The 21,828-nt window shown below is 38.6% G+C and carries 17 protein-coding genes; 5 read left to right on the forward strand and 12 right to left on the reverse strand.

The window, feature by feature from the left end; all coding sequences use genetic code 11:
* The 3 genes from betA (at position 1) to GQR38_RS16810 (ending at position 3,755) form a co-directional block, all read left to right on the forward strand.
* A complete protein-coding gene (gene betA / locus GQR38_RS16800) occupies positions 1-1,668 on the forward strand; it encodes a choline dehydrogenase (protein ID WP_165722748.1) in 1,668 nt (555 codons plus the stop codon).
* 158 nt (positions 1,669-1,826) lie between these two features.
* Positions 1,827-3,044, forward strand: a complete 1,218-nt coding sequence (locus GQR38_RS16805) for a BCCT family transporter (protein WP_024608402.1) — start codon at positions 1,827-1,829, stop codon at positions 3,042-3,044.
* Between the two features lie 9 nt (positions 3,045-3,053).
* Positions 3,054-3,755 carry a TorF family putative porin gene (locus GQR38_RS16810; protein ID WP_165722747.1) on the forward strand — a complete coding sequence of 234 codons (702 nt, stop codon included), beginning with the start codon at positions 3,054-3,056 and terminating at the stop codon, positions 3,753-3,755.
* A gap of 63 nt (positions 3,756-3,818) precedes the next feature.
* Here GQR38_RS16810 and GQR38_RS16815 read toward each other — a convergent pair whose 3' ends face one another.
* The 3 genes from GQR38_RS16815 to fdxA form a co-directional block, all read right to left on the reverse strand.
* Positions 3,819-5,729 carry a bifunctional diguanylate cyclase/phosphodiesterase gene (locus GQR38_RS16815; RefSeq protein WP_165722746.1) on the reverse strand — a complete coding sequence of 637 codons (1,911 nt, stop codon included), beginning with the start codon at positions 5,727-5,729 and terminating at the stop codon, positions 3,819-3,821.
* 422 nt (positions 5,730-6,151) lie between these two features.
* Positions 6,152-8,395 carry a carbohydrate binding family 9 domain-containing protein gene (locus tag GQR38_RS16820; protein ID WP_165722745.1) on the reverse strand — a complete coding sequence of 748 codons (2,244 nt, stop codon included), beginning with the start codon at positions 8,393-8,395 and terminating at the stop codon, positions 6,152-6,154.
* 136 nt (positions 8,396-8,531) lie between these two features.
* Positions 8,532-8,855 (reverse strand): ferredoxin FdxA, encoded by a 324-nt coding sequence (gene fdxA, locus GQR38_RS16825; protein ID WP_165722744.1) that lies wholly within the window; start codon positions 8,853-8,855, stop codon positions 8,532-8,534.
* A 194-nt stretch (positions 8,856-9,049) separates the two neighbouring features.
* On the opposite strand from fdxA, the gene GQR38_RS16830 reads away from it, so the two are divergent.
* Entirely contained in the window at positions 9,050-10,657 is a 1,608-nt protein-coding gene (locus tag GQR38_RS16830) for an NAD(P)/FAD-dependent oxidoreductase (protein WP_024593013.1), read from the forward strand.
* Between the two features lie 95 nt (positions 10,658-10,752).
* A complete protein-coding gene (locus GQR38_RS16835) occupies positions 10,753-12,252 on the forward strand; it encodes an amidase family protein (protein ID WP_165722743.1) in 1,500 nt (499 codons plus the stop codon).
* A 31-nt stretch (positions 12,253-12,283) separates the two neighbouring features.
* Here the strand turns inward: GQR38_RS16835 and GQR38_RS16840 are convergent, their stop codons facing one another.
* The 9 genes from GQR38_RS16840 to GQR38_RS16880 all read right to left on the reverse strand — a co-directional run bounded on the left by GQR38_RS16840 (position 12,284) and on the right by GQR38_RS16880 (position 21,828).
* Positions 12,284-13,588 (reverse strand): DEAD/DEAH box helicase, encoded by a 1,305-nt coding sequence (locus GQR38_RS16840; RefSeq protein ID WP_002958629.1) that lies wholly within the window; start codon positions 13,586-13,588, stop codon positions 12,284-12,286.
* Between the two features lie 90 nt (positions 13,589-13,678).
* Positions 13,679-14,908, reverse strand: a complete 1,230-nt coding sequence (locus GQR38_RS16845) for a beta-ketoacyl-ACP synthase (protein WP_165722772.1) — start codon at positions 14,906-14,908, stop codon at positions 13,679-13,681.
* Positions 14,908-15,633 (reverse strand): 3-oxoacyl-ACP reductase FabG, encoded by a 726-nt coding sequence (fabG, locus tag GQR38_RS16850; protein WP_007580797.1) that lies wholly within the window; start codon positions 15,631-15,633, stop codon positions 14,908-14,910. The genes GQR38_RS16845 and fabG overlap by 1 nt, the downstream gene beginning before the upstream one ends.
* Positions 15,630-16,085 (reverse strand): hotdog family protein, encoded by a 456-nt coding sequence (locus GQR38_RS16855; protein WP_165722742.1) that lies wholly within the window; start codon positions 16,083-16,085, stop codon positions 15,630-15,632. The genes fabG and GQR38_RS16855 overlap by 4 nt, the downstream gene beginning before the upstream one ends.
* Entirely contained in the window at positions 16,078-17,247 is a 1,170-nt protein-coding gene (locus GQR38_RS16860) for a beta-ketoacyl-ACP synthase (protein WP_165722741.1), read from the reverse strand. Before GQR38_RS16860 ends, GQR38_RS16855 begins: the two co-directional genes overlap by 8 nt.
* Positions 17,244-17,804, reverse strand: a complete 561-nt coding sequence (locus GQR38_RS16865) for a DUF3261 domain-containing protein (RefSeq protein ID WP_024593016.1) — start codon at positions 17,802-17,804, stop codon at positions 17,244-17,246. Before GQR38_RS16865 ends, GQR38_RS16860 begins: the two co-directional genes overlap by 4 nt.
* On the reverse strand, positions 17,792-19,030 hold the full coding sequence (locus tag GQR38_RS16870; RefSeq protein WP_165722740.1) for an NAD(P)/FAD-dependent oxidoreductase: 1,239 nt from the start codon (positions 19,028-19,030) through the stop codon (positions 17,792-17,794). The genes GQR38_RS16865 and GQR38_RS16870 overlap by 13 nt, the downstream gene beginning before the upstream one ends.
* A 4-nt stretch (positions 19,031-19,034) precedes the next feature.
* A complete protein-coding gene (locus tag GQR38_RS16875) occupies positions 19,035-21,272 on the reverse strand; it encodes a transporter (protein ID WP_165722739.1) in 2,238 nt (745 codons plus the stop codon).
* 46 nt (positions 21,273-21,318) lie between these two features.
* A complete protein-coding gene (locus GQR38_RS16880) occupies positions 21,319-21,828 on the reverse strand; it encodes an outer membrane lipoprotein carrier protein LolA (protein ID WP_165722738.1) in 510 nt (169 codons plus the stop codon).

Genomic DNA, 21,828 nt, shown 5'->3' on the forward strand with positions numbered 1-21,828 from the left:
ATGAGTAATCATTACGACTATATTATTGTTGGCGCGGGTTCGGCGGGTTGTGTTTTAGCAAACCGTTTATCTGAAGATTCAAGTAACCGCGTGTTACTACTTGAAACTGGCGGTAGCGATAAAAGTATTTTTATAAAAATGCCAACCGCGTTATCTATTCCTATGAATAGTGACAAATACGCATGGCAGTTTCATACGCAGCCTGAGCCTCATTTAGATAACCGTGAGATGCATTGTCCTCGAGGCAAAGTGTTAGGCGGCTCGTCATCTATTAATGGCATGGTATATGTACGTGGCCACGCAAAAGATTTTGACGAATGGCAGCAACACGGTGCAAACGGCTGGGATTACCAATCGTGTTTACCGTATTTTCAAAAAGCAGAAAGCTTTTACCTTGGTGAAAATACTTACCGTGGTGGCAAAGGCCCGCTTGGCGTTAATAACGGCAACGAAATGAAAAACCCGCTTTACCGCACCTTTATCAAAGCAGGTGTACAAGCCGGTTACGCTTCTACAGATGATTATAATGCGTCGCAGCAAGAGGGTTTTGGCCCAATGCACATGACCGTAAAAGACGGCGTGCGCAGCTCTGCTTCTCGTGAGTATTTAGACCCTGTTAAATCACGTAGTAATTTAACAATTATTACAGGTGCACTAGCACAACGCGTGATTTTAGATGGCAAAAAAGCCACTGGCATTGAATACAAAGTAAATGGCGACGTTAAAACTGCACATGCTGCAAAAGACGTTGTACTAAGTGCAGGGCCAATTGGCTCTCCACATATTTTACAACTCTCTGGTATTGGTGATACTCAAGTGCTTGAAAAAGCAGGCGTTGAAGTACAGCATCATTTACCAGGTGTTGGTCAAAACTTACAAGATCATCTTGAGTTTTACTTTCAATACAAGTGTAAGCAACCTATCACACTTAACGGCAAGCTAGGCATTGTATCAAAAGGTTTGATTGGCGCGCGCTGGTTATTAACGCGTTCGGGTTTAGGTGCAACGAATCATTTTGAATCGTGTGCGTTCATTCGCTCAAAACCAGGTGTTGAATGGCCAGACATTCAATATCACTTTTTACCAGCGGCTATGCGTTACGATGGTAGAAGTGCATTTGCAGGTCATGGTTTTCAGGTACATGTTGGTCATAACAAACCAAAAAGTCGCGGTAGTGTCACTATTGCTTCTGCGAACCCTGAGCAACCACCAACCATTTTATTTAATTACCTTGAACACCAAGACGATATTGAAGGCTTCAGAGCGTGCGTTCGCTTAACACGCGACATAATCGAACAAAGTGCCTTTGATGAATACCGTGATGAAGAAATTCAACCTGGTAAACATATTCAAACAGATAAAGAAATAGATGCCTTTGTACGCCAAGCCGTAGAAAGTGCCTACCACCCTTCTTGCTCATGCAAAATGGGTGAGGATGATATGGCCGTTGTTAATTCAAATACGCAAGTACATGGTATTGAAGGACTACGTGTTGTTGACTCATCTATATTCCCAACAGTTCCTAACGGAAACTTGAATGCGCCTACTATTATGGTTGCCGAAAAAGCAGCTGACATAATTTTAGGTAAAGAACCATTACAGAAATCGGATGTGAATGTTGCCATAACAACAAACTGGCAAGAAACACAACGTAGTACGGAGATCTAACTTTAGCCACATGCTTAGGTTTGGTCTCGTCGGGCTAAACCAATGCGTGCCTTGCAGTGGCACACGATGTAAATAGGTTACGTTGTGTTAATGCGAGAATAAAACAATAAAATACGGAGTGCTTATGAATTATTTTTATTCATTACTGGAGGGTAACAATGACTATTTGGCTTAATGCTGGCATCATTTTTACTTTACTAGCGGTTATTATTATCTTACTTAAATGGGGTAATGTTCGCGTAGTAGGTGTAACACCGGTAAAAACGTTTACTTTTATCGCTATACTATTTACGTCAGGCCTTGATGTAGGTCTTATAATGTTTCCTTTAACCGAGTTTGCAGGTTATGCAGACATAAAAGCAAGCCCAGAATACGCGTTTGCAAATCCACTGGCTATTGAGTTTGGCTACTGGGGATTTTTGATCTGGGGATTTTACTTTCTTACGTGCTTTTATTTCTGTGTAATAGAACCTAAAGTGAAATTTTTCGAAATTCCTTGGGTTAAATTTATCAATAATGTTGTAATTATTGGTACATGCGCATTCACCGCTTATTTATTATTGAACAATTTATCTTGGTATTTACCTGGATTGGCTGATGATTCAAGTGTAGCTCCTGAGTTTTATCTAATCGTATTCGCTGCTATTTGTTTTGCTGTGTACTCGAGTACAGATATTAAATATGTTCGTATTTTAAGTATTTCTACTACGTGGCTGTTTTTAGCATTGATTGCCTTTATGTGGGTTGGCGCTTTTGCAATGGGCGACAATGAGATGTCAGCATTTACAGATAACCTAGGATCAATCGGAACGTATTTCGCTAATCTTAATGAATTTGTTTTACCACTTAATGACTATCATGAGTTTTATTTATTTTGGTGGTTTGCGTGGAGCATAATGATTGGTCAATTTACATCACGTTTTGTCGGGGGTCTTAAAACATACCAAGTACTTGGTGCAATGTTAATATTTCCTTCAATTCCAATTGCAATCTGGTTTAGCGTGCTATACCAATACCACGAAGCAGGCATTTCGACTCAGGGAATTAAAAACTTTGCGATGGTGTTTGTAGGTATTGTATTTGTAATTAACTCACTTGATTCGTTAGTGCGATTATATACAGATAACCTTAATTTAACTGTAAAACGTTTTGGTAAAGCAAAGTACATGGCGATGAACGTTATTGCCCTATCGTTATTGACACTATTATTTAAATTAGAATTTTTACAAATTCAATGGGTAGGTGCATTAGTAATTGGTTTGTTCTTTATTTGTGCCGCATTTATTGGCTATAACAAATTTAAAACAGTAACTAATATTGATAGCTCACCAAAAGAAAATAAAATTGATTACACAAAAATAGACACTGTACACTAGGGATTAATAATGAATAGAAAACTAAAACAACTTGTAGTAGCGCTACCATTTGCACTTTTATCAACAACCGCAGCAGCTGATTGGTCAACAACAATCACTGCAGCGTCTGACTACACTTTTAATGGTGTAAGCCAAACAGATAGCGACCCTGCAATTCAAGGCAGCTTAGACTATGCCTTTGATAGCGGTGTTTACGCCGGTGTATGGGCTTCAAATGTAGATTTTGGTGACGACACTGATTTTGAACTTGATGCTTACGTAGGTAAATATGTACAACTTGATGAGCAATTTAGCGTTGACTACGGTATTGCTTATTACACTTATCAAGGTAATAACAGCGATGGTAACTACGCTGAAGCTTACACTAAGTTTGGTTATGCAAGTGAATACGGCCAAACTGAGCTTAACTTTTGGTACAGCTGGGATTATTTTGGTCAAGGTGGAGGCCATGTAATCTCAATGATTGCACACACCTATGAGCTGGCTCCAAATCATGCACTACGTGCAAGCTTTGATATTTCAAACTCGCTTGATGGACAAAAATGGGCGTGGGACGTAAACGAGAAAAAATCATACAATCATTACCGTTTAGCATATCAAACTAGTTATGAAGGGTTTGGTATTGAAGTGGCCGCTGAAAACACAAGCTTAGATTACGATTATGCTGATGAGCGTATCGTACTTGCCGTTTCTCGCACATTTGATCTTTAATACAATAATTACTGATTAAACAAAAAATGCCACTCTATTTAGAGTGGCATTTTTATTTGTAAACTAACTAACAATATCCCAAGCACTTGTACCCGATGCTGAAAGGTTACTGGTGTTATTGCGTAATACTTTATTACCTACATTAGCTGATGACTCAGGTCGACTTACTAAATAACCCTGAACAGAACTCACACCCATTTTTTTAACAAGTTCAAACTGCCCTATTTCTTCAACGCCTTCAGCTACAATTTTAAGGCCAAGCTTTTGTCCAAGCTCACTAATTGTATTTAATATATCATTATATTTTTGGCTTTTATTAGCTTGAGCTATAAACGAGCGATCAATTTTAATAACATCTATTGGTAAATCCGCTAATGTACTTAAAGAACTAAAACCTGTACCAAAGTCATCAATAGCAATAGTGATACCCTCTTCTCTTAGCCTACTTAGCTCTTTAATAATTCTTGGACTGGCTTTAATGAATGTTGATTCTGTAATTTCAAGCATTAAAGACGTAGCGGGTAAACCGGTTTTTTTGAGCTTCTTCATTATCCAATCATAAATGTCACGGTGCTTTAATTGAATGCCCGAAACATTTACTGATATTTTTACTTTACGCATACCTGCATTGTGCCATGCAGCCATTTGCCTACATGATTCAAGCATAATCCAATCGCCAAGTTCTAATATCAAATTAGACTCCTCTGCTATTGGAATAAATTCTGAAGGGGGGATCATGCCCTCAACTGGGTGGTCCCATCGGGTAAGTGCTTCGAAATAATCAATCATACAATCTTCAACATGCACAATTGGCTGAAAAGATAAGTAAAAATCTTTACACGCGACTGCTAAACGCAGCTCTTCAAGTAAATAATGGTAACGGCGCATTTTGTTACCCATTTCTGGCGAGTAAACTTTAAATATTCCCTTACCATCACTTTTAGCTCTATACATAGCTACATCGGCTAATTGTAAAAGCGCTTGAGGCGTTGATGCACTTTCTGGGTAAGCCGCAATACCAATACTGGCACTAATTTTTACTATTTTATTGCCAAGCACAAAGTCTTTTTCAAGCTCACTTAGCACATGCTTAGCAATTTCAACGACTCTGTCGCTATCATCAAGTAATTCTATAAAAATGGAGAACTCATCCCCTCCTAACCTTGATAAGTTTTGCTCTAATTGGTTAGCACTATTTATGTTACTTAATTTATGGTGGCGTAATACATTCGCAAGTCGGCTAGCAACTTGAACTAATATTTCATCACCAAAACTGTGACCAAACGAGTCGTTTACTTGTTTAAAGCCATCAAGGTCTATAAACAGGAGCGCACACTTGAGATCTTCTTGATTAGCATGATTAATTTGTCTGTCGATATGTTCAATATATGCATGACGGTCAATTAATAACGTCAGTTTATCTTGGCATATACTGGTTTGAGTTTGTTTTACGTAATTAGCCACATGCGTATTTAAACTATTTATTGATTGGCTTAAGCTGCTTACACCCAAAGGATTCTCTGCCGGTTTTACTTGCAAATTAAATGCAGTGAGTAAGCTATTGGCTTGGAGATTAAGCTCCGCTATTTGATTTTTATAATGACGCTTTCTACGCTCTCTGCGTAAGTACAGGCCAGAACCAAATATTAAGATACATAAAAGTAAAAAATTAATAGGTGATGCAAGTGTCATTATAATTAACTTACTTGAATCAGCAGCTACAAACTGGGTGTCAGTGGTTTTAATAAGCAAAAAGTCAGCAGTGGGCTGCTCAATTATATAGTGGCCATTTAAGATCGGATTATACCAAGGAGCCATATCAAGAGTGGTATTCGTTATTTCGAAATTTCGTATATCAATACTGGTACTAAATAAATTTATACGATTAATCTGATTCGTTAACTCTATGTTTATGCAAAAACAAAATAGAATTATGATTAGGAAAATAAAACCGAGCGGCTTAAGTTTACTCATAAAAAAAATCCATCTACTTTGCTTCTCCTATCAAACCTATTACCAAAAACGGATTATATCGCTTGCATTTAGTACTACGCAAGCATTGATATAATCCTAAGCCATTAGAATAACAAAAAATTGTAACAATAACGGATTAACTAATTATATTTGATATATAGTATAGGTGGGATTAACAAAAATAAACAAAAAGGTTCTAATTGTTTAAAATTTAATACATACCATCGATAAGCTCTCTTTTGTTTTTCCTTCCGCGTCAATCTAGGCCACACCATCACAGCCTTTAGTATCTGTATTTGCTAATCCTTTCTGACATTCCCGATGCTTCAATACACCATTTCCTAAAATTATTCTTCAAAATCATGCCTTGCTACACAACCTAGGAATGTAACAACTATCGCAGGTACAATTATTATTTTTATTTAAAGCTGCCATGCATAGCTAACTTTTGTAAAAAATGTACGCTGATCTCGCTCAATATTTTTAAGAGAATCGTCTTGGTAACCTCTATCTGAGTAACCCAAATAAAACAGTGTTTGCGCATTAATTTTATATGAGTAAACAAGCTGGCTGCCATAGTCTTTATTGATTTGACTAACTTGGTAAAAGTAGGCGTTTTCGTCTCTATCAATGTCCTCAAATTGTAAAATTAATTTAAGAATTGAACGCATGCTAAATTTATAATGAAGTCTAAAGTCGACCAAGTTAGCAGTAAACACACGTTTCCCTTGCGGGTTGTCTAATTGACTGTAGTTATGTTTTACATCGAGCTGCCAATGGTCGTTAATGTCCCAAACCACTTGGGTTTGAGTGTCAAACGCATCGCCTAATTGCTCATTTGCATAATCAATGCGGCTAGCGTATTCAATATATAACGAAAGCTTTAAATCTTTAGTGGGTTTAAAGCCCGTATAAATAAAACCAATATTTTGATTATAAAAATTGTCGTTATAGTTTTCATAACGGTGCACTAAACCAATTTCAAAAATAGATTGTTTTTGGCCTTTGAAGCTTAAAAAGCCTTCGTATTCTTCTTCAAGTAAGTCGCCGTTTTGCGCCCACGTTTTATCCCAGTCAGCTTCGTATGACCATGAGGTAAGTAGATCAGATTCATCTCTGTACCATGTTTGTCCGCCACCAAAGCCTACTTTTTCATAATCGACTTTAGCTTGATAACCTAAATCAGTTCGGTAGTCCTGCCCAATATTTTCATAAGATGCAAATAATTTGTAATCACGTTTATCGCGGGTAAGTTCCAGGGCATATGCTTCATCTGACTGAGTTTCAGATAAGTTATAATTTTGAATTAAAAATTCAGAGTTACGTGTATTAGCAGATGATACTTGATACAAAAGAGTATCCGATTGATTAAACCAGTAGCTACCATCCACTGATAATACAGTGTTGTGATAGTCATCACTTTCTCTGTGCGTGCTTGAAAGGCCAATAGTACCCTGCTGACCTAGGTCATATTGATAACGCCCTGCGGCCGCATTCGTTTTTTCGTTTAAGCTTGCAAAGCCAGAGCCCTGATTCGTTGGCAGTAAAATATTACTATTGTCGTCATCAGCGAGCATTAACGCATAACTATGATCACCCGTTTTACCCGTTAATTTTGCACCTAAAGTAGGCTCTGCAATTGTACGCGTGTATAAAAGCTCAAATAAGCTGCTTTTAAAGTAAGAAGCTCCATCTAAAAAGAAAGGACGTTTTTCAGCATAATAAATAGAAAAGGTTGTATTTACATCGAGCTCTAAAGAGTCTGTTTCTACTTGCGAAAAATCTGGGTTGATAGTCGCATTTAAAACAGCGTCCTTGGTTAAACCCCAGCGTAAATCTAAGCCCACTTCGGTATCTATATCGCCATTATCCCAGTTACCCGGTAATTCAGATTTATTATCGTTACGAAGTGCTGTCAATGTAGGTGTTAATTGAATATTTTTACTCGATTCAATATCGCTAAAACCCACTAACTTATCAAACTGACAAAGGCTACATTTTATATTTCTATCAAACCCCATATTTGATAACTGATATAAAACATCACGTTGGTAGTTTCTCATGACTGAAAAACCCCACGTTAGCTCTTTTTTATTTTCAGGAAAGCGCAGTGCCTTAAAAGGAATACGCATTTCAACAACGTAACCTTTCTCGTTAATTTGTCCCGCGCTATCCCAAATAGCATTCCATGAGGTATCTGAGCTCCATCCATCGGTATCGGTCATTCTTATATCGCCTTGTGCACCAAGGGGATTCACATGAAATTCATAACCACTGCGTTCATCATTAAATGTATCAATAACAAGAATGACTACGTCGTCTTCCCATAGCGTATCGCGGTCACGAAGTGATGCACGAATTTGTTCAGGGTTTGGATCCTCTGCAATGAAGGCAACATATAAGTTTGTGCCATCTTCGTAAATAAAGGCATCAGTTTTTACAGGAGGTGTGCCTTTTTCGTTAGGCTCATCTTGGTAGAGTAGAGGTATACGTGTCGCATTTTGCCAGTGCGCTTCATCCATAACACCATCAATAGTGATATTTGAATCAATACGAGATAAGGATACTTGCTGTTTACTAGCCGCTACATCAAGGCTTGAGAGTAATAAAACGAAACTTAAAAATAGGAAGGTAAACTTTTTTATTATAATTATAAAGTACTGCATAAACATCCATTTAGACTGTAATTACTCATAGGGAGTAACTTAAGCTGGGGATTGTAATTTATCCAGGTACATTTGTTAATACTTTGAAATAAAAAATCAACTATTTAATGATAAAGGAGTAACTAATTGTTACGAATTATGTTTCGAGTAGTTTAAGTTTATCGTCTATGCCATTCCATACATCAGCGTCCTCTAGTGCAGGTTTAACCTCTGTAATGCGCGGCCAGACCAGTGCAAGTTCAGCATTCAATTCAGTGAACTCTTTTTGAGACTCTGGTAATTCATCTTCTTGGTATATAGCATCAGCTGAACACTCAGGGACACATAAACCACAATCGATACAATCAATCGGGCTAATAGCTAAAAAATTAGGGCCTTCAAAAAATGCATCTGCTGGACACACTGATACGCAATCGGTGTACTTACATTTTATACAATTTTCGGTGACTACAAACGCCATACTATTTTAATACCTAAGATTTTAAACAACAGTTGTGGATCATACCCATCCACTCCAAAAATACAATAAATAAGTGCCATATCACCCTATTTTAACGTAAAATACGCGCCTTATGTTTGCACACCCGTTGTGCCCTGCATCCCCTTATTGTGAGCGGTAATAATACCCCGCTATGACACCTAAAAGAGATATAAATGATACGTTTAACCGAAATAAAGCTGCCACTTGATCATGACGAAGATGCAATTGGTCAAGCAATTGTAAATAAACTAAAAATCCAACCAGAACAATTGCACAGTTTTAATGTGTTTAAGCGTGGTTATGATGCACGTAAAAAATCAGCTATTTTACTGATTTATACACTCGATATAGAAGTTGATAACGAAGCCGAGCTACTCGCGGCATTTGAAAAAGACCAACATGTAAAAGTAGCGCCAGACACAAACTATAAATTTGTAGCCCAAGCCAGCGAAAATATAACAGAGCGCCCTGTCGTGATTGGTTTTGGCCCTTGTGGTTTATTTGCAGGCTTATTACTTGCTCAAATGGGCTTTAATCCCATTATATTAGAGCGCGGTAAAGAGGTACGTGAACGTACAAAAGACACGTTTGGCTTTTGGCGTAAACGCACACTTAATACCGAATCAAATGTACAATTTGGTGAAGGTGGCGCAGGTACATTCTCAGACGGTAAGTTATACAGCCAAGTAAAAGATCCAAAACATTATGGCCGCAAAGTAATAACTGAATTTGTAGAAGCAGGCGCGCCCGATGAAATTTTATACGTAAGTAAGCCACACATTGGTACGTTTAAACTTGTCACCATGATTGAAAAAATGCGCGCTCGTATAATAGAACTAGGCGGCGAAATTCGCTTTAGCACACGTGTTGACGATATTCATTTAGACGACGGGCAAGTAACAGGTTTAACGCTTTCAAATGGCGAGCAACTAAACACTCGCCATGTTGTATTAGCCGTTGGTCACAGCGCACGTGACACGTTTGATATGATCCACAAAAAAGGGATTTATGTTGAAGCAAAGCCATTCTCAGTCGGTTTTAGAATCGAACATAAACAATCAATGATCGATGAATGTCGTTTTGGTACAAATGCAGGAAACCCAATTTTAGGCTCTGCCGATTATAAACTTGTTCATCATTGCGACAATGGCCGCACAGTTTACAGCTTTTGTATGTGCCCAGGTGGCACAGTAGTCGCTGCAACCTCTGAAAAGGGCCGTGTTGTTACCAACGGTATGAGCCAATATTCACGAAGTGAGCGCAACGCTAACAGCGCTATTGTGGTAGGCATATCACCGGAGCAAGATTTCCCAGGTAATCCACTTGCTGGAATAGACTTACAACGTAAACTTGAAGAGCAAGCGTATGAGCTTGGTGGTAGCAACTACGATGCACCAGCCCAGTTAATTGGCGACTTTTTGAAAGGTAAATCATCAGAAAACTTAGGTGAAGTACAACCCTCTTATACACCCGGTATTAAGTTAACCGACTTGAGTAAAGTGTTACCACAATTTGCAATTGATGCTCTTCGCGAAGCGATACCAGCGTTTAATAAACAAATTCGTGGCTTTTCAACTAACGACGGTTTATTAACCGGCGTTGAAACACGTACTTCGTCGCCTATTAGTATTAAGCGTGATAAAACATTCCAAAGTATTAACACCAAAGGGCTCTACCCTGCAGGTGAAGGCGCAGGCTACGCTGGCGGTATTTTATCAGCGGGTATTGATGGTATTAAAGCGGCTGAAGCGGTCGCACTGTCTATGTTAGAAAACGCTTAAACCTCTTTTTTAAGCTGTTTATCGAAAAGCCTCACTTTGTGAGGCTTTTTTGTGCTAAATGTATAGAAAATAATAACAACCCAAGCACCTCAACAATGATCAAAACATTTACCTTTTCGTTGCTTAGTGTATTAGCAATTTTTAACGCTAAAGCACAAGAGCTAAAAACCATCGATGAAATTCACAGTGCATATAAAAATAATTCTATTAATGCACAGCAACTCACCCAAAATTATATAGATCGAATTAATAAACTTAATCCATACTATAATGCGGTTATTAGTTTAGAGCCTACAGCTATTGCTCAAGCTAAAACGTTAGATGAACTTGCCGCCAAAGGAACTTGGGCTGGGCCATTACATGGAATACCTGTACTTCTTAAAGATAATATAGAAACTAAAGGCACACTTCCCACAACTGCTGGCTCTTTAGCACTTAAAAATAACGTTACTAATAATGATGCTTTTGTCGTTAAACAACTACGTAATGCGGGCGCTATAATTTTAGGTAAAGCTAATTTAAGTGAGTGGGCAAATTTTCGTTCATCCTATTCATCTTCAGGCTGGAGTGCCGTAGGCGGACAAACACATAATGCGCACGATGTAACACGTAACCCATGTGGTTCTAGCGCAGGTTCTGCTGTTGCGGTAGCACTTAACTTTGCGCCTATAGCATTAGGGACTGAAACAGACGGTTCAATTACGTGCCCTGCCTCAGTAAATGGAGTTTATGCAATAAAACCGAGTATGGGCCAAGTATCACGCTCAGGCGTTGTGCCTCTTTCAAGTAGCCAAGATTCAGTAGGGCCGATGGCGCATTCACTTAAAGATTCGCTGCTGGTTTTATCTGTTTTGCAAGGTGAAGACTCCCTTGATGCGACAACTACAGGGTTTGAATTAAAAACAGATAATCTAAAACCAAAATCATCACTTACCATTGGTGCACTACCAAGTGATAAATTTACAGTTGAAACGCAGCGCCTTTATGCCAAGCAGTTACAAGCATTAAAACAGGCTGGGCATACTGTTATTAATGTAGATATTACTGATAACTTAGATACGCTATTTGCTGATGAATACTATATTTTACTTTACGACTTCAAAGCCGAAATTAATCATTACCTCGCAAACACTCCAACACAAGTGGCTGTTAAGAGCCTAAAAGCACTTATTAATTTTAATATTCAAAATAAAAAAACAGAAATGCCCCATTTTGAGCAAGATATCCTAGTTCAATCGCAGGCTATTGATTTAACTAACAAACAAAAATACCAGCAGACTAAAGAACGCTATCGCACTTTAGCAACAACAGCCATTATTAATGTATATAAAAACAACAAGCTTGATATTGTTATAGCGCCTACAGTATCCCCCGCCTGGAAAACTGACTTAGTTAATGGTGATAATTTTAATGGCAGTAGTAGTTCGTTATCTGCTATTGCTGGCACAACGCACATAACCCTACCAGTCGGAAAAGTAAGTGGTTTACCGGTTGGTTTGTCCATAATAGCAAATAAAGAGGACGAGCAAGCGGCTTATTTATACGCAAATATTATTGATGAGGTGTTATCACCAGGCACAAAAAAACCTGAGTAAACTCAGGTTTTTTTAAACTAAACGGCGTTAACTATGACTTTTTAAGTGACAGTTTTTCGCCTTTTAAGCTTTTACGAACGCTTGAAATACGTGAGCGATTTACTGCTCTCGCTTCACCGGTTGCTTGTCCTGATAACTTGTTAGAACGTGTACGGCGTAAATGCGCTGGTTTTTTACCAATTTTATCAATTAGTACTTCACGGTTACTTACTTCATAACCTTCTAAATATACACGTTTGATTTTTTGGCCGATTAGCGTTTCAATTTCAAACAAAGTGTTTTCTTCTTCACGGCTAACAAATGAGATTGCTTGACCTTGGCGACCAGCACGACCTGTACGGCCAATACGGTGAACGTAATCTTCTGCAAGCCAAGGTAAATCAATATTAATTACACGAGGTAAGCCATCAATATCAATACCACGAGCAGCGACTTCTGTAGCCACTAATACGCGTACCTTGCCTTCTTTAAATTCACGTAAAGCACGACGACGGTTACCTTGAGATTTATCACCGTGGCAAACGCCTGCCGGAATACCATCAAGGTTAAGCTCTTTAACAAGCTCATCAGCTGTTTCTTTCATGTTTACGAAGACAAGCACTTGTTGCCAGTTTTTCTTACCAATCAATTCAGAAAGTAGCTCTTGCTTACGACGTTCTTCAACTGGGTAAACAACATGCTCAACGGTGCTTGCTGTACTGTTAGTTTGATCAACACGCACTATTTCAGCTTGTTTCAATACTTTAGATGCAAATTGTTTAATTGCTGCAGGGAATGTAGCAGAGAAAAGTAAAATCTGGCGCTCTTCTGCACAGCTTTTAATAACGTTTTGCATATCTTCAATAAAGCCCATATCAAGCATACGGTCAGCTTCATCAAGAACAAGGTGCTTAACACTTGCAAGGCTTAAGTTACCTAAACGAATATGATCAAATAAACGACCTGGCGTTGCAACAACAATATCTACACCTTCTTTTAAAGCATTTGCTTGGCCGGCAGTGCTAACACCACCAAATAAGCTAACGACTTTAAGTGATGTATGCTTTGCAAAATCTCTAAAATTATTTGCAATTTGTTCTGCAAGTTCACGCGTTGGAGCAAGTACTAATGCATGAGGTGCATTAGTTGTGCTGAGTTCAGACTCAACCAATTTTTGGATGATAGGTAAAGCAAACGCGGCAGTTTTGCCGGTACCAGTTTGTGCACTGGCTAAAACGTCTTTACCTTTACGAACAGCAGGAATTGCTGCGCGCTGAATGGGCGTAAGGGTGTGATAGTTAAGTTCGTCCAACGCCTGGATGATTTCAGGAGCGAAACTAAAAGATTTAAAATTCATGCTGTATAACCTACGGCCACATTATCAAGGGTCGCAAATTATACAGTAAAAACGAGCTAACAGTTAGTCATAACTTATCTTTTAACGTGTTTAATCTACTTTATAGCGTTTAAATATTAAAGAGGTGTTAATACCACCAAACGCAAAGTTATTACTCATCACGTAATCGGTATTAATCTCACGCCCTTGATGCCTTATGTAATCAAGCTGAGCACATTCGTCATCAACGTTATCTAAATTAATTGTTGGTGCAAACCAGTTATCTGCCATCATATTAATGCTTGCCCATGCTTCTATTGCACCACAAGCACCTAATGTATGCCCCAAATAACTTTTTAACGAGCTAATAGGTTTGCTGCCCAATGCTTTAAACGTTGCGTGAGACTCGGCAATATCACCTTTATCTGTTGATGTACCATGAGCATTAACGTAACCAATTTTTTCTGGTTCTAAATTGGCATCTTGCAGTGCCATTTCTATCGCTAGTTGCATTGTTTTTGATGTTGGTTGAGTAACGTGCTGTCCATCAGAATTACAACCAAAACCAACCACCTCAGCTAATATTGTTGCTCCGCGCGCTTTTGCATGTTCGTATTCTTCTAAAATAAGTGTACCCGCGCCTTCGCCTATCACTAAGCCATCGCGATTTTTATCAAAAGGTCTTGGTGTTTGTTTTGGTGTTTCATTTTTTGTAGATGTTGCATAAAGCGTATCAAATACGGCGGCTTCAGTAATGCATAACTCTTCAGCTCCACCAGCCACCATTATTTTTTGTCGGCCAAACTTAATCGCTTCATAGGCGTAGCCTATTCCTTGAGATCCCGATGTACAAGCAGAGCTTGTTGTTATAACACGCCCTTTTAAACCAAAAAACACACCAACATTTACAGGGGCAGTATGCGCCATCATTTTAATGTAACTCGTGGCTGTTACACCTGACATCGACCCCGTTTCCATCATATTTGCAAAGGCGAGTAGTGGCTCAGTAGAGCCCGTAGATGAGCCATACGCTATGCCCGTAGAGCCATCTGTTAGACTTTCGTGCTCGAGTAGTTTGGCTTGTTCAAGTGCGCATTCAGTAGCACGAGTTGACATAAGTGACACTCGCCCCATTGAACGGATTTGTTTTCGTTTGTAATGACTTGGTCGCTCAAAGTGTTTAACTGGCGCGGCTAAACGAGTATTGAGGTCGTCAGCTATATCCCACTCTGGCATAGTAACAACAGCATTTTCGCCTTTAATTAAGGCTTGTTTGAATTCAGACCAATCATCGCCCAATGCAGTGACCACCGACATCCCTGTTACAACAACGCGTTTAATCAAACCATGCCACCATTAACCGAAATCACTTGGCGTGTTATGTAAGCTGCATCATCAGACATTAAAAAAGCGACTGTTCCCGCAACTTCTTTAACGCTCCCCATGCGTTTAAGGGGTATCATTTTCATCATTTCATCAATAGGTAATTCATCAGTCATCGCGGTTTCTATTAAACCAGGTGCCACACAATTAACTGTGATTTTGCGTTTTGCCAATTCTAATGCAAGTGCTTTAGTGGCCCCAATAATACCGGCTTTTGCTGCACTATAATTTACTTGCCCTCGGTTACCTGCAATACCTGACACCGATGACATTGTAATTATTCGCCCACCTTTACGGCTTTGTACCATAGGCATTACAGTTGGGTGTACTACATTATAAAACCCATCAAGGCCTGTACGTATTACACAATCCCAGTCTTCCCCTTGCATAGCAGGAAATGCCATATCGTTAGTAATACCTGCATTACACACCACACCATAATAAGCGCCATGCTGAGCTATATCTTCTATTATTTGTGCTTTGGCCTGCTCTCTGTCGCATACATCAAATTGTAATAAACTGGTGGCTCTACCTAATGCATTAATTTCATCGCATGTTGCTTGAGCTTGCTCAACACCCGCTCTGCAATGTACTGCAATATCAAACCCTTGCTCAGCAAGTTTTAACGCAATAGCTTTACCAATACCACGGCTTGAACCCGTAACTAAAATTCTTTTTGTCATTGATTTTCTCTTATAAATTCCAACGGGTTTTCAGGCTGAAATACATTAATTTTTGCTTGGCAAAGTAGAGTTTCACACGCGAGTATTTGGCATTCAAATACACTTAAACCTGACTCTTCTTGATATAGCTTTTTCACTTCAATAGTCAGCTTACTGCCGTTTTTAAAACACGGTTGATAAGTTTGATATTTTCGCGTGCCAATTAAAAAACCAATTTTTACAGGTTTATTTTCATCATTCGCTAACGCACCAGCGTAAGCGGCAATAGACTGCGCCATGTACTCAACACCAATATAGCTAGGTACGCCGTTAATTGCAGGACTAAAAAAAGGGCTTTGCTCAGTGATAGTAACGCCGCATTGAGCTTCATCTTCGCTGTGTGTTAAAAGGCTATCTATTAAAATCATAGGCGCATCATGCGGGACTACTTGCTCTATAGGGTAATTAGTCAACGTTAACTCCCAATATTAAGCTGGCATTATTACCGCCAAACGCAAATGAATTAGATAAGCAATATTTAAGAGCGGGCTTAAACGCTTGTTTTATTATTTTTATATCAGCCAAATCACTGCCTTCTTTAATCACGTTATACGGCAGCATATGTTGGCCGCTATCTTTTAATAATAACCAACATATACCGGCTTCAATGGCGCCTGCAGCACCAAGAGTATGCCCTGTTAAATGCTTACTTGAGCTAAGCGGGGTATTGTTGCCAAACACGCGATTAATTGCAAGTGCTTCCATTTCGTCATTTTTTACAGTAGCCGTACCGTGAGCGTTAATATAATCAATATCACCACAGGATAACTTTGCGCTTTTTAGTGCTTTTTCCATTGAGGCTTGGGCGCCCATCCCATTAGGATCGGGGGCTGACATATGATGCGCATCTGAGCTTTCGCCACTGCCTAGTAACATAACGCCGTTATTTGTTATTGGCTTATTTTTAGTCATTACAAATAAAGCGGCCCCTTCACCAATATTAATGCCGTCTCTGGTGCTAGAAAAAGGCTGGCATAAACCCGAGCTTAAAGAAGCGAGCGAGTCAAAGCCATTAATTGTTAATTGGCACAAACTATCCGCACCACCACAAATTACCACATCGGCTAAATCAGCATTTAGCAAAGCTCGGGCGCTAATTAACGCTTTGCTACTCGACGTGCACGCAGTAGAAATACTGTAACAAGGCCCTAGAGCCCCTATTTTATGTGCAATGTAATGAGCGGGTGTAGCTAACTCTTGATCACTGTAACTAAAGTCATCAGGCCAGAGTTTTGTACTTTCATAGCTTTTACGCGCTCTTTCGCCATCATGAATACTTGATGTACTAGTACCCATTACAATTGCGATACGCGACTTATCAATATGCGAAAGTTTATCTAAGGTTGGCTTAATCTGCTCTAAAGCTAGATCAATAAATGTATTGATACGTTTATTATTTGATAAAGCAATAGACTGAACTTGCCCGACATACAGCGGGGTTTGCTCAGCACTTAAACTTTTATTTAAAGTTAATAAAGGAGTTGCAGGGTTATATTTATTTAAGCTTGTTGTAGTTGCATCTTGGCCTATGCCCATCGCACTCACAATGCCTAAATCATTCAGCCAATATGTCACTGTTCTACCTTTTTAAATGTTATTTGATACTGATGTAAAATATTGTTCAACGTTGTCGACTCATCACTATAGTCAATGGTAATAAATGTACCCTCATCGTTAAATACTTCCCGATTAGAGCCAACCTGCTCTATTAAAGCACCCTCTAACTGCTTTTGTAAAAATGCTACTGGCCAATGTACTAATGCAATATCCGCTAAAATATAATGAGGGTCTATCCCTTCTACCGCCAGCATATTTCGTGTTTTTACTGGGCCATTTAAAGGTTTTTCAAGCTCCATAATCGGAAAGCCTTGCACTGTCATTAACAATAACTTAATTGCACCTTTGTCATTTATAGCTAATTGGGCAAATACAGTGTGTGTGTTTTGCTGATTCGTAATATACAAAACATGCTGCCAAGACTTATCAAACATTTGTGCTGGCACGCTATTAATATTTAATTGAATATTAGGTGATAGATACACTCTATTTTTAGATGCTGTAAAGCTCGTACATGCGCTCAATACAGCAAATATAAATACACTACACACCGCATACTTAATTAATTTTGACATAACTGAGCCAACACATTTAAACGGCGTTCACTTTGTGCAACAAATGGGTTAGTTGTATCCCATGCGTAACCCGCTAAAATAGCACTAATCATTTCTCGCACCTGAGTATTTTGTTCAGAGTAAAATATCACATCCTGAAAACGCGTATCGTACCACCCTGTTACAAATGTTCTAAAACAATCGACTCCAGCTTGTAATGGCTGTGCGTAGTGAGCGTCAAAATCGACGACTTCGTTTTTTAAATAGCGATCAACAAGTGGGGCAATTAAATTTGCAGATTTGAGAGCAATTGTTACACCTGATGAAAATACCGGGTCTAAAAATTCCCCCGCATTACCCAATAAAGCAAAGTGCTTACCATATAACTTACTCACATTTGCCGAGTAGCCTTTTATATTTTTTGCTGGAGTTAATAACTCACGCTGTGCTAACAGTGTTTTTAAATAAGGGTCTTGCTCTATAAATTGATTTAGTAAATCGCTAGATTCATCATCATTAAAACGTTCTGACTGTGCCACAACCCCAATACTCGCAGTACCATCACTAAAGGGAATAAGCCAATACCACACGTCAGAATATTGAGGGTGTACGGTAATCAAAATTTTATTACGATCGAAGCTTGCATCACTAATATTGTCTTTAAAGTGACTAAAATAAGCGCTGCGAACAGGAAAGCTAGAGGGAAGCTCTAAATCTAACAATTTTGGTAATACACGCCCAAAGCCACTTGCGTCCAATACAAATCGGGCATTAACGCGGTAAGCTTGTTGCTGCTCATTGTGTACCACTAATGATGCACCATTTGGCTCATCACAGTAGTCAATCACCGTGTGCTTATATCTGATTTCTACGCCTTGCCCTTGTGCTTTGTCTGCTAATAATTTGTCAAAGTCGGCTCTTTTCACTTGATACGTAGTGCCTGGGCCTTTAGTAAATTTTTCGGTGAAGTTTATAGTCGTATTTTGCCCTGCCCGATGAAAAGCAGCGCCATCTTTAAACTGAAAACCTAAAGCCGCTGCATTGTTATGTAGTGTATCGATTAAGCCCGCGTCTTCTAAGTACGCCATACATTGCGGCAGTAAGCTTTCACCAATTGAAAAACGTGGAAACGCTTGCTGTTCAAGTACCAATACCCGCCATCCCTTTTGAACTAAAAGACTACTAGCCAATGCACCAGAAGGCCCAGCGCCAATAACAACAACATCGTACTGCTCAAGGTTATTCAAATCATTATTCCTTTTGAGGCTTTAAAACACTCAGCGGTGATAAAAAGTAAATAGCTAAAATCCCTACCATTACACTCAGCCCAAAGCTAAAAATAGCCGGTGTATCAGATGCGCTCAGCATGCCAAATACCCACATTGATGACGCAGCCGATAAGCTAATCGCTAACACATTTTTGGGCTCTAACTTATTTATTTGATAAAAAACGAGGTAATCAATTGCTAAGGCAATAACAAGTAACGCACCGAGTAAATTAAATAACGACAAGCTACCTTGAATCGCATTACATACCCAAAGCATGCTCAACACCACAACAGATAAAATGGTCACCTGCAGCAGCGCTATCTTAATCGTAAATCGCCAACTAAAAAGCAGCCAACTAATAAAACCCGCAAGCACTAGGCTTAATAGTAAATATTCACGGTAATCACTTAATAAAGCACTAATTTGTTTAGGTTTATTATAAAGGTAAATTCCATTGTTTTTTTCAACCTCATTAATTAGTTGATCAGATGAAATACCCGAAATAGACACCCACGTTATCGATTGTTCTGACTCAACAACCATTTGAGAAAGCAGTAATGGTTTAAATGTACTCGTGGCGAGTGTTTCATAAGTTAATAACGGTGCCTTTGTACTTGCTAGCACTTGCCCTGTAACGCGCTCAGCAATATTCAAAGTCCCTTTGTTTTTTGCCTGTTCAAACAAGGCTTGGTTATCCCTCTGCTTTTGTAAACTAGGCAACCAATGGCTAATGCTGTTATGTTTAAAATTAGGGTTTAGTTGGGTTAAGCGTTTTAAAAATTGTTCTTGCTTTTGTAATAGCGCTTCGTCGCTATCTGCAAACATAAAAACAATTTGGGTGTCCCATTGCCCAAGTAATAACAAATGCTTTTTTTCGTTTAGCATTAAATGCTCGGAGCTTGCATTTAATAGCTTTACATCATCATTAAAGCTAATGGGTTTTATTAAAAATAACGCACTTATAAGGGCTAATAATGTAATGAGTATTGGCTTTTTTAAACTATTGCAGTATAAAAAAACCTTAATGAGTTTTTGACTCATCAATAAACTCGAAGGCGATAACGTGAGTGTAGATTGCCACAATGGCAAAACTGAAACTGTAAATAGCCAAGCACTCACTAAACCCGCAATAACAAACACACCAACTTGAGATAATAACGTTAGTGGTGCACCTAGTAAGCAGCAATAACCCAGCGTAGTCGTAATAAGAGAGAGTAAAAGCGCAGATTGAGTCCCTTTGCTGTAGCCTTTTTCATGCTCTTTTTTGGCTAAATCAGTCATACCATGAAATGCATAATCAATGGCAATACCAATCAAGGTAACTGCAAAAACAAGCGTTAATAAATGAATAGTCTTAAACAGCAACACCATAGCAATAGCGCCACCAATAAGTGCACTCAGTACGGTAAAGCTTGCTAATAAAATACTGTTTAAACGCCTAAATACCCAAAATACCATAACAATAAGGGCTAATAAGCTAATGCCACCAAACAGGCTCATCTCGTATTTAGCTTGTTTAGCATTTTCAGCCGTATGAAATAGCACACCAGAGTAAGTAATGCTTAAATCAGGGTAGGTTTTATTAAGTATATTTATCTGTTTAATTATCGCGCCAGCTAAATCAATTGATTTATTAACCCCTAAATTTTCGGGCGCTAAGTTTGCCAAAATGACACGGTATTCAACGCCTTTTAAACGTCGAGTTAAACGACCTTGTTCAAGCGTAAACAATTGGCTTTGTTTTAAGTTATCTTCTATAAATGCCGCTAAGCTCAAACTTGTATCTTTGCTTAAGGTAGCACTTACAAATGGGTTGCCTAACTGATTTAATTGCTCAAGGTAATAATGTTCAAACGTTGTTTTTTTGCTTAATATTTGCTTGTAAGTATCACTTAATAACGCATGTTTGAAAGGTGAGAATGTTTGCGCTAAATCGTTAACGGACGGAAAGTTAAATGTGCTTTTAATTGCATTATCGTCGAGCCATTTTTGGAAATCATCAAATGCTTTATTTTTATTATTTCCTGCAAACGAGAACATAATACGGTTAGCATTTTGCTGAAAAAAAACATCTTCCGCATGTGCAATTTGGGAGTGCGACTTTGGCAATAAGCTAAACATATCGGCGCTAAACGTTGGTTTAGACAGCCAAAAAGCTGCAGCAAAAAGTAAAATTAAACTGCTAAACCACCCTACAATAACGGTAATTCGTTTTGTCACTGCACTATTCCCTTAATTAACCACTGCATTATTTAAAAACATAATTTTATTTGAAATAAGTAAACTCAATTTTTGTGTTATTTCCTGAGTGCTCATTTAGTGTAATACTGCTCACTTTCTCAGCAGTTTCACATAAAATAAAATCACTAAATAATTGCTGTAACATCGCTTCTTTTGGTGTTAACTGTGTGCAACTGTCTTGCATTTTAGCAATATCAAAACGTGTTTCCAGCGCACTCATATTTACGCTAAGTAAGTCACTCAGTAATCCTACAAATTGCTCGCTACCAGGTTGTGGTATTAACTCACCATTGGTATTTTGTGCAAGCACTTTGCCGTTTTCTATTATGAGCATGCTCTCCACAGGCATTTTCACTTGCCAAATGAGCTTTTCATCAATTAACGAAAAAACACCCGACGAAATAAAAGGCTTAGCAAATCCATTAAATTGCTTATATTGCTTAAACTCACCTTTAATAGCTGCTGCATTTACTACAGAGCAAAACAGTAAAAAGCTAATGGCTATGCTCAATGTAAAACATTTTAAAAAATTCAT

It is taken from the genome of Pseudoalteromonas sp. c7(2019), from assembly GCF_011378625.1.
Taxonomy (GTDB): Bacteria; Pseudomonadota; Gammaproteobacteria; order Enterobacterales; family Alteromonadaceae; genus Pseudoalteromonas; species Pseudoalteromonas arctica.